The sequence below is a fragment of the Bacillus sp. FSL E2-0195 genome, assembly GCF_038003645.1.
GTDB classification, from domain to species: domain Bacteria; phylum Bacillota; class Bacilli; order Bacillales; family Bacillaceae_G; genus Bacillus_A; species Bacillus_A mycoides.
Genome location: NZ_JBBOPN010000001.1, coordinates 2230273 through 2247272, shown reverse-complemented (window position 1 = coordinate 2247272; position 17000 = coordinate 2230273). Strand labels below are relative to the sequence as shown.

Genomic DNA, 17000 nt, shown 5'->3' with positions numbered 1-17000 from the left:
ATTCGCCCTCAAAAAATTGTTATGAACGAAACAAAAGAGTTCAGCCTACCTTCTGACGGCAATTCATCTACACCTGAATTGTTGGGTTTCACCCGTAACACAAATCAGATGGAGTCTTCTTGCCAAAAAGGATAAAAGCAGCAACTATACAGTTGCTGCTTCCAACATTTCTTTTTGTATTTCAACACGTTTGATTTGGTGAGGGTCTTTAGAAAGAATTTTAAATGCATATCCTTCGCTATTCACTGTTTGCCCTTCCTGGATATCATAATTCTGCATCAGAATCCAACCACCAATCGTGTCAACATCACTATCATTCATATGTAATCCTAGTAAATCATTTAATTCACTAATTAATACTTTACCTTCTACGACAACATGACCTTCCTTCATTTGTTGGATGGGAGGACGCTCATCTTCATCGTATTCATCACGGATTTCTCCTACAATCTCTTCCAGAATATCCTCAATGGTTACAATACCAGCCGTACCGCCGTATTCATCATATAACACAGCCAACGGAATACGTTTCTTTTGCATTTGTAGTAAAAGATTATGTATTGGTATGGTCTCAATTACTTCAATTACTGGACGCGTATACGATTGAATAGAACTGAATTCTTTTGCTTCCTTATTCATATAACGGATAAAGAAATCTTTCACATTCACCATACCAATGATTTCATCTTTATCTTCCCCAAATACTGGGTAACGTGTGTACTTTTCATCACGGATTATTTTCATATGGTCTGCTAAAGAATTATCTACATGTAGCCCTATAATTTCTGTACGAGGGACCATGATTTCTTTCGCAATACGATTATCAAATTCAAAAATATTATTTACATATTTGTATTCAGCTTGATTAATTTCTCCACGTTCATAACTTTCAGAAAGAATCAATCGTAATTCTTCTTCTGTATGTGCTACATCATGCTCTGATGCAGGTTTTAAGCCGAACATTCCTGTTATCATCCTTGCAGAGCCATTTAACAAGCGAATAAACGGATACATGATTTTGTAGAACCAGATAAGCGGAGCCGAAAGTAATAAAGTAACCTTCTCAGCCTTTTGAATCGCAAATGTTTTTGGTGCTAACTCACCAACTACAACATGTAAGTACGTCATTATAGTAAAAGCAATTCCTAAAGATAATACACCTGCAATAGAAGGATTAATGTTCCACTTATCAAATAAAGGATGTAAAAGTCTCTCAATCGTTGGTTCACCTAGTGCCCCGAGGCCCATTGCTGTAACTGTAATCCCTAATTGACAAGCTGACAAATATTCATCCAAGTTTGATGTCACTTTCTTAGCTGCCAGCGCACCCTTCTTTCCTTCTAATACAAATTGATCAATCTTTGATCCTCTTACTTTTACAATAGCAAACTCAATTGCCACGAAAAATGCAGTACATGCGATTAAAACCGCTACCATGATTAAATTAAATATGTCCAACTAATTCCCTTAGCTTCCTTGAAACTAAAGGATTCACCTCCTGATATATTTTCTCTTTCCATACCTACAATTTCATACACATTAACATGAGATTGTATACAATCTACATTCTCAAAATGATGAGGGGTACTCTGAGAAAATCGAGGTCATTTAGCCACCTATCCGAGTCAACATCTGAGTCCAATATATTTCCACCGCCTTGATTAAATTATCTATATGTTAGCATGAGAAATAAATCCCAGTCAATGTTTACATTTGAAATACCCTGAAAATTAAACAAAGAACTTCTCTCCCCTGTTTCCTAAAATTTCTTAATGCGTGCACCAAACACTATAACATACCCTTCGCTTCCACTAACTATATTATTTTTTATTCATTATTTACATTCCTTCTCACAGCAAAAAACAAAGCTCAGTAATTTTTATCAGACTTTTCGAAAACATTTTGACACACATATTAGCCAATGCTAATATGAATAAAGAATAAACATATTAGTTATTACTAATACGAATGGAGAGGATACGATTGTGTAACTCAAATGACTTAGATATAAAAGCCAAATTTATTCGAGGCTTTGCTGATAAAACTAGACTTCAGATTCTTCAATGTATGTTAGATGGTGAAAAAACGGTATCCGAAATTGTAGAAATCACTAAAGGAAATCAGTCAAATATCTCACAACACCTAAACTGTTTAAAAGGATGCGGCATCATCCTAGGTAGACAAGAAGGAAAGTATGTCTACTATTCTTTACGCAGTACACAAATTGAACAGTTACTTACAATGTTCGATGTTGTCTTTCATGAGGTGCAAAATGAAGTAGCATCATGTGATAAAAACGATGGTTGTTTATCTCAAAAAGGAGAGAACTGATATGACAGATAAAAAGGAGAGCGAAAAACAAACAAATTGCTGTGAAAATTCTTCCATAGCATCCACAAAAGAAGAATTAGCAACGGAAACTGCATCTTGTTGCTCTTCCAAAAAAGAGATTCCTATTGTGCCAATTGTTAAAAACACTTCTTGTTGTAATGGTGAAACCAAAACTGAAAAAGAAAAAACTACAAAAGAAACATCGTCATGTTGCTCTTCTAAAACAGAGATTCCAATTATCCCTATTACTAAGGAAACCTCTTGCTGTAGTAGTAACAACAATTCTATTAAAACTGAAACTTGTTGTTCAGCTGAATTAGCCCTACAAAAAGAATCAATGACATCAAAATCTTCTTGCTGTAGTGATAGCTCATGTGAAGATCCATCACCTCTTCTTAATACTCAGAAAATATCAGGAGATGGCGTACAAACTTATCTTGTAGAAGGTATGGATTGCGGTGCATGCGCTTTAACAATCGAAAAGCATCTACACAACGTTTCTGGCGTAGAGGAAGTTCGAGTAAACTTCGCTACTGGAAAAATGCATATTCGTCATGACCGAAATGTGGATGACATTATAAAAGAAGTATCTAACGCAGGCTTTGAAGCCACTTTAGCTGGAGCTCGTAGAGGATCAACACCTGTTTCAAAATCAAAAAATACAACTTTGATTCTCTCAGGATTATTTTTAGCTTTAGGATTTGGAGGAAACTTTACAAACATATCCCCTCTTCTTATTACACTTCTCTATGCGGTGAGCATTAGTATTAGTGGTTATAAACCTGCTAAAAGTGCCTTTTATGCAATTAGAAGTAAATCACTCGATATGAACGTTCTCATGATATCAGCCGCTATTGGTGCCGCATTAATTGGTCAATGGCTAGAAGGCGCAACAGTTGTTTGGCTATTTGCATTAGGGGCAACGCTACAAAATAAATCTATTGAACGCACAAGAGAATCTATTCGTGGATTAATTGATTTAGCCCCATCAGAAGCTTGGGTAAAAATTGGAACTGAACTTATAAAAAAATCTGTTGATGATATTGCAGTGAATACAACGATTGTTGTAAAGCCAGGTGAAAAAATCCCATTAGACGGCACAGTTATAGGAGGTACTTCTACTGTAAACCAAGCGCCAATAACTGGTGAATCTATCCCAATCGATAAACAAATTGGCGATTCCGTATATGCAGGAACAATCAATGAAGAAGGTTCGATTGAGATTACAGTAACTAAACTTGTTGAGGATACTACATTATCTCGAATTATTCATCTTGTAGAGGAAGCACAGGAAAATAAAGCACCGACAGAAGCATTTGTAGATCGTTTCGCAAAAATCTATACACCTATCGTTTTTGTATTAGCAATTGGTGTCATAATTATCCCTCCCCTTCTTGGTATGGGCGAATGGATGGAATGGTTTTATAAAGGATTAGAACTTCTTGTTGTTGCGTGTCCTTGTGCTTTAGTTATCTCAACTCCTGTTGCTATTGTATCTGCAATTGGAAATGCAGCAAGAAACGGTGTACTCATTAAAGGTGGTACTGCTCTAGAAATCGCAGGTTCATTAAATGCTATTGCGTTTGATAAAACAGGAACATTGACTGAAGGAAAACCAAAAGTAATGCATGTACGCAGCGTAGATTGTACTGAAGATGCGTTATTATCCATCGCAGCAACAATTGAAGAATACTCTAATCATCCCATTGCCAAAGCAATTACAGCATATGCGAAAGAGCATCAAACTTCTATCCAAAGCGGAACAGACTTCCGCACCATTGTAGGAAAAGGTGCGCAAGTAACGATAGATGGCGAAACATACTACGCTGGAAATAAAGCATTATATGAAGGTTTTGGAGTTTCACTTCAAATGTGGAACGAACCGATTCAGGAGATGCAAAGAATTGGTCAAACCGTGATACTTGTTGGAACGAACAAAGTCATTTTAGGAATGATTTCAGTAGCAGATTCCATTCGTTCTACTACTTATGGAACAATTCAAGAATTAAAACAATCAGGTATTCGGGAAACTGTTATGTTAACAGGAGACAATGAAGGAACCGCAGAACACATTGCACAGAAAGCAAAAGTAGATCGCTATTTTGCTAACTTACTTCCAGAAGATAAGGTTCATTCTGTCAAACAACTTCAATCTGAAGGAAAAACAGTGGCTATGATTGGGGACGGCATAAATGATGCCCCTACCCTCGCTACTGCAAACCTAGGGATTGCAATGGGCGGTGCAGGAACTGATACCGCAATGGAAACGGCAGATATTGTATTAATGGCAGATAATCTTGAAAAACTTCCTTATACAATGAAACTAAGTCGGAAAGCATTGCACATCATAAAACAAAATATTTGGTTCTCATTGATTATTAAATTTATCGCCCTTGCCTTTATCTTCCCAGGTTGGCTTACTCTTTGGATGGCTGTCCTAAGTGATACAGGCGCTGCACTTATTGTAATCCTTAACAGTATGCGTTTATTACGGAACAAATAATAAGATAAGGAGCTACTGAGTAGCTCCTTATCTTATATACAAATTGGATTAGGATGTAGAAATGTTATCATTTAGTGGACGTTTACAAAAATAAGCGTTACTGCGAGAACAGCTGATTTACTATGAACCTATACCAACACATTCTATCTTTTCCTCATCTTCTGATTTAAAGATCATCCTCTTCTTGTTTTTCAAAATCACTCCATGTCCAATTGGTCCAATCATTATTTACTTTCCCTACAGTTATCAAATTCACATTATTTAATTCAATCGCTTTAGCTAAACTTTGAAAGAATATGCTCTCACTCGGTTTTTGATCATCACTAACATCAGGATGTTCCCATTCTTCTGTTTGATAAAATAGATTTGGTTTAAATTCTGCATTGATTTCATCTAACATGTCCGAGGGCTTTATCCAGAATTTCTCCTTATATACAGAAGTTAAATAACGAATAAGTTTGGTAGGATGAAATGAATCCGTTTCAATTCCTAAACGCTTATACTCTTCTACCGTTGGTGTTAAGGTAATATGTTCTCCTTTCAACAGTAGCTCCATATGAAAAGGATCTACAAGGAAACGATCTTCATCATCGTACCAATACTCTTCATTTACCAGCGTTAAGATTTCATCAAAACATGAAAAAAACCCTTGCTGTCTCATGCTATTACTATACACATAGAAGTTATTCGATATCTCAAGGTTTGCATCAACGCCCACAACCTCAAATACAATGAACCACTTGTCTTCCTCTCGAAAAACAGATATTCTGGATTGTGCTAAGTCAAAATTATAGTTATCAAGTACTGGAAAATCAAACTCCCCCGCGTACCTATCTAGTGTTTCAAGTATTTTTTCTGCTTTCATAACATTACTCTCCATAAAGTTAGTATAGTAAATTTTTATTACATTCGTTTTTCTTTATTTAACTCATAAACATTATCTAAATACCAGGACATTTTTTTATGTCCCTCTAAAATGGCAAATATCCAGTTTTGTTTATTTGTATATTATATAAAACTCTAATAGCACAGTAAACAACATTTGATTATGACGCTATCCTTCATTTTCTCTATAATTGTATTTTCACAGTCCCCACCGTAACACCCCACTGCAGCTCCTCTTATTCTTCCTTACAATAAAAACAAAGACACATAGTCTATTGTTAATGTGAAATACAGTTTGATCATTTTTTCTAATAACTTACTATATAAGAAAAGACGCGTTTCTATATAAACGCGTCCGATTGTTATATTCTTAGGAGCACTTCTTTATGTCACTTATCAACTAATACTCAGCATCCCTATCTTTTCTTCCGGCAAACTACCACCATAGAATAACAATCCTCCTGCAACTCATTCCCATCCCAATCATTGTATATATGTAACAATTCAAATCCATTCTCTACTAGCACTCTTTCTAACTCCTGCGGATACGTATAGCGAAGATCAATCGTTGTCTTCAATTCCTCTACTAGCGTATTATCCTCATAAAACCTTCTTGTTGTTATGTAGTGCTGTATTTGCTGAATTGAATCATAATTCAGCTCAGTATATAAATCACATCTTCTTCCCTTTTCATCTGTAATAGTTGTCCAATATTCTTCTGTAGATGGTTGCATTAATTCTTCTTTTGAAGGAAAACGTGTATCTAATATAAATATACCATTCTCAGCTAATGCATTATGAATAGATGTTAACAACTGATTTTGATGTATATTCGTAAGAAAATGCTGGAATCCATGGCCAACCATATATGCTAACGGAATTGTTTCTTCGACGCTCAATTGCAAGCAGTCTTGTTGTAACCACTTTATATTCTTTAAACTCGCAGATTTACTCTTCGCTTCAGCAAGCATTCCTTCATGTATATCTATACCAATCATTTGATATCCGTTTTCTATGAATGGAATTGTAACTCTCCCTGTTCCACAGGCTATATCTAGAATCCATTCATTTTGTATATTTAGTTTTTGCACCCATGATAGTAAGAACGGAAAATCTGACAAACTTTTATTTTCTACATCATACCGTTCTGGATTCTCACATTCGGATAAAGTGAAACTTTAATCAGTGGGGAGTGTCCATCCCCCACTGATTATTAGTTGAACCAATCGGGCTTTTACGGGCAGTTGACCTCCCGTCTAACTGCCTCGTATTCCCTGACTTTTGAGATGGGAGTCTTATTGCCCGTTAAAGCGGGATAAACTCCATTTTGTTTGCAATCTTATTCCCCATTTCGCATCTTCTGTTAAATTCGATATATAGATTATAACGAGTTGATAGATTTTTCTCTATAATCAAACATAATTATTTGGACTAATCTCCCTCCCCCATCAGTAAGCTGAAATTAAGGGTATAGAATCGGAGTGTGATAATATGGAACGTCTATGGATTCCAATAATCGTTACGTTTTTTTCGTTCGGTGGATTACTATTAGGAGGTGCTGTTGGAGTAGTAACACGCCAACTAATTGAAGAAAAGATGCATCGTTTATACGCATTATGTGGTGGGATTTTACTTGGATTATTATCACTTGAAATTATTCCTGAAACATTTTCAAGCTATGAAATATTTGGGCCTATGCTCGGTATAGCTATCGGTATTTTAGTTATGAGCTTATTAGATAACTATTGCCATCATCCGATTATACATAAGAAAGATCAACAAGCATGGCAAACCTTCCTTTTTCTTTCTTTCGCTATATTCATTCATAATATGCCGAGTGGATTTGCGTTAGGAACAGCGTTTATAAATCATAATGACTCTGCCATTCCTTTCTTACTTGCGATTGTCATTCACCATATTCCAGAAGGGTTAGCTTTAATTATTCCATTTCTCTTTACAAAACATAAATACATTTCATTTTTATTAACAACTTTATTACTTTCTCTTATCCTAGGGACCGGTACTGTTTTTGGCATTATGATGGACGGGAAAGCTCTCCATTTACAAGGACTTATTATGGGAAGCGCAATTGGTTCTCTTGGCTATGTCACAATTCACGAAATGCTTTGGAAAGCAAAAAAACAGCTACCTTTCCTTCCGTTTCTATCGTGGTCTATTAGTGGATTTTTACTAATAACAGTCTTCACTCTTTTCACTGGACATCACTAAAACAAATAAGTTATATTACTTGTATATTTTTCCTTTTTCTCCAAAACATAATAGTATCTACCTATTATAAGGAGGAACGATTATGTTTGGTAAAACAGCCGGTGAAGCATTAGTGGATCTTTTAATTGACTGGGGTGTAGAACACATATATGGTATGCCAGGAGATTCCATCAATTCTATAATTGAAGCTTTAAGAAAAAAACAAGATAAAATTAAATTTATTCAAGTTCGCCATGAAGAAGCTGGCGCGTTAGCAGCGGCAGCCTATGCAAAATTAACAGGAAAACTTGGTGTTTGTATGGCTATTGCAGGACCTGGGGCTATTCATTTATTAAACGGTTTATACGATGCCAAACTCGATCAAGCTCCCGTACTAGCAATTTCAGGACAAGTAGAAACCGATTTACTCGGAACGGATTTTTTCCAAGAAGTAAACTTAGAAAGAATGTTTGATGATGTTGCCGTTTATAACCAACGAATAATGTCAGCTGAACAGTTACCTGCTGTAGTGAATCAAGCTATTCGAATGGCATATACAAAAAAAGGTGTATCAGTTCTTACAATTCCAGATGATGTTCCGAAATTCGAAGTGAAAAATGGTGCACGTATTACAAACTCTTCCTTTACATTACCTGAAATATTTCCGCAAGAAGAAGATTTAGCTATAGCAAAACTCGCACTTAATGAAGCTAAAAAACCTGTTATTTTAGCCGGGAAAGGAGCTAAACATGCAAGAGAGTCTTTGCTTGCATTTGCAGAACATATCGGTGCTCCAATCGTACTTACATTACCAGCTAAAGGGATTGTTCCTGATGAACACCCTCTTTGTATCGGTGGATTAGGATTAATTGGAACGAAACCTTCTTATGAAGCAATGAAACATGCAGATACTTTAATTATGGTGGGCACTTCTTATCCGTTCACTGGTTTCTTACCCGAAAAAGCAAAAACACTTCATATTGATACAGACCCCGCACAAATCGGGAAACGTTATACGACAGATATCGGCTTAGCTGGTGATGCTGATAAAACATTAAAATGGTTAATTGAAAATGTAGAAAAACACGAGGACCATTCCTTCTTAGAGCATCATCAAGAAATGATGAAAAAGTGGGAAGAAAAATTACACAATCAAGAAGAAGATTCTTCGACTCCAATTAAACCACAGCGAGTTATGCATGCACTGCAGAAAGTAGCAGAAGATGACGCAATTCTTTCAGTCGATGTCGGAAATGTAACAGTATGGACTGCAAGGCACTTCCGTATGACAAACCAGAAATTTATCATTTCTAGTTGGCTTGCAACACTTGGCTGCGGTTTACCTGGTGCACTTGCTGGAAAAATTGCTTTCCCGGATAAACAAGTGTTTGCAGTTTGTGGTGACGGCGGATTCGGAATGACAATGAATGACTTCGTAACAGCTGTTAAATATAAACTGCCAATCGTTGTCGTTGTATTAAACAATAATAAAATTGCTATGATTAAATTTGAACAAGAAGTTATGGGAAATATTGAATTTGGTACAGACTTAACGAATCCTGATTTCGCAAAATATGCTGAGGCGTGCGGTGGTATTGGATACCGTGTAGAACAGTTAGATGACTTACTTCCCGCCTTTGAAAATGCAGTAAAACAAAGTAAACCATGCATTATTGATGTAGTTGTAGATGTAAATGAAGCACCAATGCCAGCAAAAATCACATTTGGTCAAGCAGCCGGTTATACGAAACATATGATAAAAGAATTATTTGAAGAAGGTAAGATTGATTTACCACCACTTTAAATAAAAAAAGATAGCTGAAAACAATTTGTCTTCAGCTATCTTTCTTTATTTTTGTACCTCTCTATGAAATGAAAAATCATTCACGGTAGGCTGTATTTGTTTCTCTACTTTCACTTCTTCCTTCTTCCGATTCGCTCTTCTAACATTCCCTAGCTTAATCGCATCTTGCATACTATTACTAACTAGATTTCCCGCTAAAATTGTCATGCTATAAAAAGCAATTGGTATAAGTACAATCCATGTATGTGTGGTTAAATGACGGAAGTTTTGACCAATTAGGCCAGTCCATTCTTTTGTTACACTATCTGCTTCTGTACCAAAAATTATTGTTCCGCCAAAAAATAATTCTAACAAACCAAGATGCAAGAGGAGTAATAAAGTACTTACAAATTGCTGGGCTACTAATAAAAGAAATGATGGTAGCATATGCGGCCATACATGGCGTTTCAACCTCTGCCACTTACTCCCGCCGAGCACAGTGGCCGCCAACATAAATTCTTCATTCTTAATACGTTTTACTTCTTGCGCTACATACAACATAACAGTTGGTACAGCAAGGCACGCAAGAACTATAATTTGAAACGCAACCCGTAAATGAAACGGAGCAGCAGCCTCTCCACTTTCAAACGTTAAAACTGCATTTAACATAAAATAGGAAATCATAATCATTGGTACAATACTAAACGGATCAAAAAAAGATGAGATAACTGGAAATGAGCGTTTACTGTACATACCAAGTAATAAACCAATAGCTCCTCCAATTACTACACGTAAAACTGCGATAACGATACTTGCACCAACTGTCCATTTCGCTCCTTCTATTATTAACTGGAACAGGTCACGGCCTTTCTCATCAGTTCCGAACCAAAATTTACTCGACGGTGAAAACGGAGCAGCCTCTAATTCTCCTTTTTCGTTATACATCATCGTTAGTTCACGAATATTCCCATCGAAAAACAGCGTATTTCCAATACTAACAATCATTAGTACACTCAAAAAAGTAACACCTAGCCAAAATCTCACATCTCTTTTTACAACTTGCCACATGTTACACACGCTCCTTTATAACATTTTGTAAAAGCGTATGTAATAAACGAAATAGTATAAAAAGCGGTACGTATAATAAAACTAAACTCACTGTAAATATTTCTAATTTCGAATTTTCTTTCACGAAAACGAACATACCGTACGTATTAAACAGCCATTCAATAATATATAAGTTTGATAACATAAATAAAATATTCGTTTTTGCGTAATAGACTGTTGTTAACAGGACATTTCTTGAAATATGGTGCATCAAAATATGTCTTAAACTTAGCCCTTTACTCTTAGCAAATATACTATAATCTTTCTCTAATTCTTCTCTGAAACGTAATAGTAGTAACTTAATAAATAATAATGTTGTAGGTAAAGTAAGGCATATTATTGGTAACAGGCGAGCCCTTTCCTCTCCAAGTCCTGCAAATTTCACTGGCATAAAACCTGTCTTTTGAAAGATTATTACTACTAGAAGTTGAGATAATAAAATTAATAAAATGTCCGGAATACTTTCAAGTGCGACGAAAATCCCATTCCACATACGTTGCTTTGATTGAGAGCGCTGTAATACCCACACAACGATAAGATACGCAATGAGTAAAGATAGTATAAATGCCGAAATAAATACAAACATTGTTTCTACATAATGAATCCATATTTGTGGAAATAACTTTCTTGAATTCCGAAATCCATACGTAATTTCACCTGGTTGAAGTAACTTCTCTCCAAGAAACACAACTGTGTTCCAAAAACCGATTAAATCAATTTGTAATCCCTTAAATAAACGCGGTAGTGCCCCTAAAAATAGAATACAAATAAGCGCCGCAAATAATTGTAAACATGTAACCCCACACCACTTACCAATTCGAATGAACATAACTATTACCCCTTCTGTTTAAATGAATATTCAGAAATTAAAACTATGTATAGTACCTATACCTTTTAATAAAATAACTCCTCTCTCGACAAAACATATCGATTCTCGTCATTTCTCTGAAGTTGTATTATATCTTTCGACTATTATCCAACATTTTCCTTCTCGCTCGATTATATACTATAAAAAAGCACTTATTTTTAAAATAAGTGCTTTTTTATTTAATTTCATTTTACGAATGTATCACACAACCACTCATAAAACTTTTCCTTCTCTTCAAATTGAGGGTAATGTGCTGAGTTTTCAAAAGCTATAAATTCTTTTTGATTCGCCTCAATTCTATCAAAATACTGTTGTGCTGCATGAAATGAAGTATTATAGTCATATTTACCCATAAGAAAATAAAGCGGTAGATTCAGCTTAGTTACTTTAGTAGATAATGGATTCCTTAAATCTTTTTCTAATAAGACAGTTTGAGAATGTGATAATCCAACGTTATAACGAATTACGTCTAACAAGTTATATTCATTACTAAATAGCATCCTCATGTTATCACCATCTGGATTTTCAATGAGTCTTGATGTTCCACCATATTTCGCAACATAATTTCGCGGAGTGTATGTATCGCCATTTTTAATTTTTTCGGTTAACCCTTTTAAATAGCAAACCTCATCTGTATTCCCCGCATTTTGTGCCTGTTCAATAACATAGTTTAAGCTATCTATTTCACTTTCTACTGTATCACTCATCTGCCCTATTCCAACATATGCATCATATTTTTCAGGGGCTTTATTGGCAGCTTGCATTCCAATATATGTACCGTAAGAATGACCAACCAATATTACTTTTTCTTTGCCAAGACGTTTTGAAATATAATCTGTCATAGCTAATAAATCTTCTACAAGTAGGTCTGATGATAGATTCGAATAGTCTTCAAAGAAATGATACGATTTCCCGCTTGCCCTTTGATCGTAATTAACAACTGTGAATTTCTCTTCCAATAAGTCTTGGTATTTTTGAGCATATGGTATTTCCGAAGAACCTGGTCCACCATGAACAAAGATAATAACTGGATTCTTCTTATCTTTTCCGCGTATCATAATTTCATGACCACTTCCATTTATCTCTACTTGCTCTAATGTACTTATACTGTTTTTCCCTTTTATTTGCGAGGTCCATGTAGGAAATACTAAAGCCATAATTATTAATAGTATAATAGTGACTGCAATACGTTTTACTAATTTTTTTATCTTCTTCATAAAACGTTTCCTTTCTTTTAAATTTATAAGAATATCAATATACATCAATTGCACTTTCCAATTTCATCTTGATTTTTTGTACATTCTTAATATCCCATACACTTCTTAACTTTCCGCTATATAAACCCTTAATATTTTCTTAATTTTCAATACATTAATCATAGAAAGACTTGGTCACAATGTATTACAAATAAAAAGAGTCCTTGTTTTCAAAACAAGGACTCTTTTCTTAAACTATTTCGCTACTTCCTCTTTCGGCATTACCATACCTTTATAAAGTTGGACAGTAATCCAATAATAAATGAAATAAATTACTATGAAGATTCCTATTGGCATCCACACTTTTACAAACGGGTCAACTAATATAAAGCTGAATAAGTTAAGCCCTACTAACACGTGGGAAATTCCAATAATTGCTGGGAATATAAATAAATATGAGATTTCTTTATATATACTTTTTGTTAACATACTACGTCTCACACCGATTTTTCGTAGCATTTCATAACGGCGTACATCACGAGAAGCTCCTGTTAATATTTTGAACATAAGAGAACTTGCCATCATTGCTAAAAACGCAATTCCAAGGAAAAATCCCATAAACATTGTTCCGCTCATGAAACTGTTCATAAACTGATAAATTGTCATTTTCGTATATAATTCTACTTTTGTATCTGTTGTTTTTTCAATTTGTTCTTTTTGCCTCTTATCAATTTCTGTCAATAACGGTTTATATTTTTTCATATCATCTACTTTTGCTAATGTTACAGTATGTTCTGTTCCTTGAATTCCTTTGTAATGCTCTTCATCTGCAATTCTTACCGGTTTTCCGTTAAATTGATTATGTGTAATTTGTATCTCTCTTACAACCGCATCTTCCCAATCTTTTGGCATACGAGGAAGCTTATTCGCTACTTCAGGAGCTTCCAAAGCAGAATAGACAGGTTCAGTTAAAGGTGTAGCCACACGTTTACGAGCAGGTTCTTTTAAAGTCTTTGTATCAAAATGATCTGAAATAAGTGGTGGTTTTTCAGTTAAGTCGTTACGTAAATAATAAACCGCTTCTCCATCTACTTTATACTTATACTTGCTTTCTTCAACAATTTCCATTTCTTTTAATGCCGCTTTATCTTGTTCATTTGGATCATGAATTACGACATCATATACACGTGAGAAGTCTGTCATAATGCCTACATTCTTTTGAAACGCCATACCTGCTGTCATTGCACCTGCACCTAATGCAATTAACATCGCTACAGTGCCTAGTACCCTCGATAAACTAGTTACTCGAAAACGTAACTGTGCATAAGTAAAACTATTTAATCCCGTTTCATTTCGTTTTTTATTCCCCTTAATTTTCATTACAAAAAGTGGGAGCAACGAGCTAAAAATGAAATACGTTCCTACTGTCGTAACAATTGTCGCTATTATAAATCCTAGTTCAGCAAACATTTTTATATTCACCATAAAATAGTATCCTGTACTTACTAGCAATACACCTAGTACTGTCATAATAACAGTGCGAGTCTTACTTTTCTTCACCTCATCTTGCGTTTCATCTTCACGTATTAACTCTAATTCTGTTTTACGTAATAATCGGAAACTATTCATTAAACCAGTAATGAAAAATAATATTAAGAAGAAAATAGATGTAACTAATATAGCTGGTGTGTACACAGATGCGTAATTACCTTTTGCTGAAATTTCCATTCCATTCATTAAAAAATTTCCTGCTACACTAGCAAGTACTATTCCTACTAAAATACCGATAATAATACTGACAATCCCCATACCAAAAGTCTCAATAAATAATAATTGCGCTACTTTTTTCTTTTTCGCTCCAAGCATCATGTACATACCGAGTTCTTTTCTTCTTAATGTAAGTAAAAAAGAATTGGCATATATGATATAAAAAACTGTAATGAAAGAAAGCAATATTGCACCAACCCAGAAGACGAGCCTAATACTACTAATAAGACTATTATCTTTTGTAAATTCACTATTCATCGCCATCGTTTGGAACATGTAAAAAATACTAATACTAATGACTAGACCAATAAGTAAAACCATATAATCCTTTAACATTTTTTTTATACTATGACGTGATAATTTGAATAACATAGTCTCGCCCCCCTTACTTCGACTCAGTTGCTGAGCCCATTTGGGCAAGCACACCTAAAATATCTTGATAGAAATTTTCTCGTGTTCCTTGACGTTTTAACTCTTTATAAAGAAGTCCATCCTGTATAAATAAAATACGTTCACAATAGCTCGCACTAAATGCATCGTGTGTTACCATCAAAATACTTACATTGTGATTTTCATGTAAATCTTGCATCGCTTCTAATAAACTTTTTGCATTTTTACTATCAAGTGCTCCTGTCGGTTCATCTGCTAATACGATTGCCGGATTATGTACTAAAGCTCGTGCTGCCGCTGTTCTTTGTTTTTGTCCACCAGAAACAGCAGTCGGATATTTTGTTAAAATTTCAGTAATCCCTAATTTCGTCGCAACCCCATTTACTTTTCCAGTAATCTCACTTGACGGTACGCCTTGCAGGGAAAGTGGTAAAGCGATATTTTCATAAATTGATAAATTTTCTAGTAGATTAAAGTCTTGAAAAATAAATCCTAGTTTTTGAGAACGAAAATCTGATAATGCATTCCCCTTCATAGAAGTAATATTTGTGCCAGCTATTGTTACACTACCACCTGTCGCTTGATCAAGTGTACTAATCACATTTAATAATGTCGTTTTACCAGATCCAGAAGGACCCATAATCCCTACAAACTCTCCTTCTTTAATACTTAATGAAACACCCCTTAATGCTTTTGACTGATTCTCATTTCTTTTCCCATACGTTTTTTCTACACTTTCTACAGTAACTACATTTGTTGACATCTCTTTCACTCCATCCCTTTTGTATAGTATAAATTTCCCATATATTTCTTATATTTTTCTCATAAAAATTCTTAAGAATTTTTAAATTTTCCAAATGCAGATTGAGATACATAAGAAATACAAACGATTTCTCTGCTTAATATTCTCACTTTTCTAAAATCCTTTCATTCGATTTCCCTTACATTTACCTTACATTTTTGTAAGGTTAAAAAAAACAAACCACTTCATAAGAGCATTTCTTTGGAATGAGAAATGCTTTTTATTGTTATCAAAATTTAAAAGATATTTCAATAAAAATAATAACGCAATAAAAAACAATATATTTTTATTGCAAAACGATAAATCGCATGATAAAATCATGTTGTTATTACATAAGTGAGGTGCTTTTTATGAAACAAGTTACGACACTCTTTTTAAAGCTAGCTATTATTTTTATAGGATTCCCAGTTCTTGCATTGTGCATATTTTTGGTGCCTAAGATTGGGAATTTCGCTGGAGAATTGTATCCAGATATTGCTTATATGAAATCTCTCGTTTTAATCGATATGTACGCGGCAGCGATACCTTTTTACTTTGCTCTGTATCAAGCTTTTAAACTTTTAAGCTATATTGATAAGAACCAAGCGTTCTCGGAATTATCGGTAAAGGCTTTAAAGAATATAAAATACTGTGCCATCACGATCAGTACCTTGTACTTGCTAGGTATGCCACTCTACTATCTCATGGCGAAAAAAATTGATCCTCCAAGTTTCATACCAATCGGATTGACCATCATTTTCGCCTCTATGGTGATTGCCGTTTTTGCTGCTGTTCTCCAAAGGCTTTTACAAGAAGCTATTAATATAAAATCAGAAAATGATTTAACGGTCTGAGGTGGAGAATATGACAATTATTATTAATATTGATGTGATGTTAGCAAAACGAAAAATGAGCGTAACGGAGCTTTCGGAGAGGGTTGGGATTACGATGGCGAATCTTTCCATTCTGAAAAATGGGAAAGCAAAAGCGGTTCGTTTTTCAACATTGGAAGCGATATGTAAGACTTTAGATTGTCAACCAGGTGATATTTTGGAGTACAAAAGCGACGAATACACTCAATAAAAACAAATAACAACTTTCTTCAACCAATGGGATTAGATTGTGAAATTAAGATGAAGGGATAGCAATTAAGCTATCCCTTCTCTGCGTTTATTATTGTT

14 protein-coding genes are annotated in these 17000 nt (G+C 34.8%); 6 read left to right on the top strand and 8 right to left on the bottom strand.

Annotated features, from left to right (window positions below; translation table 11 throughout):
• Positions 1–144: 144 nt before the first annotated feature.
• The gene (locus tag MHH59_RS11585; protein WP_002189551.1) at positions 145–1458 is read right to left on the bottom strand and encodes a hemolysin family protein; all 1314 of its coding nucleotides are present in this window, start codon (positions 1456–1458) and stop codon (positions 145–147) included.
• A 525-nt stretch (positions 1459–1983) separates the two neighbouring features.
• Here MHH59_RS11585 and MHH59_RS11580 point away from each other — a divergent pair.
• Together MHH59_RS11580 and MHH59_RS11575 are read left to right on the top strand one after the other, a co-directional pair.
• Positions 1984–2331, top strand: coding sequence for an ArsR/SmtB family transcription factor (locus MHH59_RS11580; protein ID WP_002109853.1), 348 nt, complete (start codon positions 1984–1986; stop codon positions 2329–2331).
• Position 2332: 1 nt separating this feature from the next.
• Positions 2333–4834: a heavy metal translocating P-type ATPase gene (locus tag MHH59_RS11575; RefSeq protein ID WP_340851229.1), complete on the top strand. Its 2502-nt coding sequence runs from the start codon at positions 2333–2335 to the stop codon at positions 4832–4834.
• Between the two features lie 166 nt (positions 4835–5000).
• Here MHH59_RS11575 and MHH59_RS11570 read toward each other — a convergent pair whose 3' ends face one another.
• Positions 5001–5699 carry a DUF7003 family protein gene (locus MHH59_RS11570; protein ID WP_002200539.1) on the bottom strand — a complete coding sequence of 233 codons (699 nt, stop codon included), beginning with the start codon at positions 5697–5699 and terminating at the stop codon, positions 5001–5003.
• 436 nt (positions 5700–6135) lie between these two features.
• Positions 6136–6840: a class I SAM-dependent methyltransferase gene (locus MHH59_RS11565; protein ID WP_340851228.1), complete on the bottom strand. Its 705-nt coding sequence runs from the start codon at positions 6838–6840 to the stop codon at positions 6136–6138.
• A gap of 370 nt (positions 6841–7210) precedes the next feature.
• On the opposite strand from MHH59_RS11565, the gene MHH59_RS11560 reads away from it, so the two are divergent.
• Together MHH59_RS11560 and MHH59_RS11555 are read left to right on the top strand one after the other, a co-directional pair.
• Positions 7211–7948, top strand: a complete 738-nt coding sequence (locus tag MHH59_RS11560) for a ZIP family metal transporter (RefSeq protein WP_098632280.1) — start codon at positions 7211–7213, stop codon at positions 7946–7948.
• Between the two features lie 82 nt (positions 7949–8030).
• Complete coding sequence (locus tag MHH59_RS11555; protein WP_016120175.1) at positions 8031–9731, top strand: pyruvate oxidase; 1701 nt, start codon at positions 8031–8033, stop codon at positions 9729–9731.
• A gap of 45 nt (positions 9732–9776) precedes the next feature.
• Here the strand turns inward: MHH59_RS11555 and MHH59_RS11550 are convergent, their stop codons facing one another.
• The 5 genes from MHH59_RS11550 to MHH59_RS11530 all read right to left on the bottom strand — a co-directional run bounded on the left by MHH59_RS11550 (position 9777) and on the right by MHH59_RS11530 (position 15801).
• Positions 9777–10778, bottom strand: a complete 1002-nt coding sequence (locus tag MHH59_RS11550; RefSeq protein ID WP_142333412.1) for an ABC transporter permease — start codon at positions 10776–10778, stop codon at positions 9777–9779.
• A gap of 1 nt (position 10779) precedes the next feature.
• Entirely contained in the window at positions 10780–11646 is an 867-nt protein-coding gene (locus tag MHH59_RS11545; protein WP_002185902.1) for an ABC transporter permease subunit, read from the bottom strand.
• A 224-nt stretch (positions 11647–11870) separates the two neighbouring features.
• A complete protein-coding gene (locus MHH59_RS11540) occupies positions 11871–12902 on the bottom strand; it encodes an alpha/beta fold hydrolase (RefSeq protein ID WP_340851226.1) in 1032 nt (343 codons plus the stop codon).
• A gap of 234 nt (positions 12903–13136) precedes the next feature.
• Positions 13137–15020, bottom strand: a complete 1884-nt coding sequence (locus tag MHH59_RS11535; protein ID WP_340851225.1) for an ABC transporter permease — start codon at positions 15018–15020, stop codon at positions 13137–13139.
• A 13-nt stretch (positions 15021–15033) separates the two neighbouring features.
• The gene (locus MHH59_RS11530) at positions 15034–15801 is read right to left on the bottom strand and encodes an ABC transporter ATP-binding protein (protein WP_002127303.1); all 768 of its coding nucleotides are present in this window, start codon (positions 15799–15801) and stop codon (positions 15034–15036) included.
• Positions 15802–16190: 389 nt separating this feature from the next.
• Here MHH59_RS11530 and MHH59_RS11525 point away from each other — a divergent pair, with 389 nt between their 5' ends.
• Complete coding sequence (locus tag MHH59_RS11525) at positions 16191–16673, top strand: DUF2975 domain-containing protein (RefSeq protein ID WP_002127302.1); 483 nt, start codon at positions 16191–16193, stop codon at positions 16671–16673.
• 10 nt (positions 16674–16683) lie between these two features.
• Positions 16684–16902, top strand: a complete 219-nt coding sequence (locus MHH59_RS11520) for a helix-turn-helix domain-containing protein (protein ID WP_002127301.1) — start codon at positions 16684–16686, stop codon at positions 16900–16902.
• The last annotated feature ends 98 nt before the right edge of the window (positions 16903–17000 follow it).

Coding starts and splice junctions, on each gene's coding strand:
- MHH59_RS11520 (WP_002127301.1), top strand. CDS start 16,684: ATGACAATTATTATTAATATTGATGTGATGTTAGCAAAACGAAAAATG.
- MHH59_RS11560 (WP_098632280.1), top strand. CDS start 7,211: ATGGAACGTCTATGGATTCCAATAATCGTTACGTTTTTTTCGTTCGGT.
- MHH59_RS11540 (WP_340851226.1), bottom strand. CDS start 12,902: ATGAAGAAGATAAAAAAATTAGTAAAACGTATTGCAGTCACTATTATA.
- MHH59_RS11530 (WP_002127303.1), bottom strand. CDS start 15,801: ATGTCAACAAATGTAGTTACTGTAGAAAGTGTAGAAAAAACGTATGGG.
- MHH59_RS11555 (WP_016120175.1), top strand. CDS start 8,031: ATGTTTGGTAAAACAGCCGGTGAAGCATTAGTGGATCTTTTAATTGAC.
- MHH59_RS11535 (WP_340851225.1), bottom strand. CDS start 15,020: ATGTTATTCAAATTATCACGTCATAGTATAAAAAAAATGTTAAAGGAT.
- MHH59_RS11525 (WP_002127302.1), top strand. CDS start 16,191: ATGAAACAAGTTACGACACTCTTTTTAAAGCTAGCTATTATTTTTATA.
- MHH59_RS11575 (WP_340851229.1), top strand. CDS start 2,333: ATGACAGATAAAAAGGAGAGCGAAAAACAAACAAATTGCTGTGAAAAT.
- MHH59_RS11570 (WP_002200539.1), bottom strand. CDS start 5,699: ATGAAAGCAGAAAAAATACTTGAAACACTAGATAGGTACGCGGGGGAG.
- MHH59_RS11545 (WP_002185902.1), bottom strand. CDS start 11,646: ATGTTCATTCGAATTGGTAAGTGGTGTGGGGTTACATGTTTACAATTA.
- MHH59_RS11550 (WP_142333412.1), bottom strand. CDS start 10,778: ATGTGGCAAGTTGTAAAAAGAGATGTGAGATTTTGGCTAGGTGTTACT.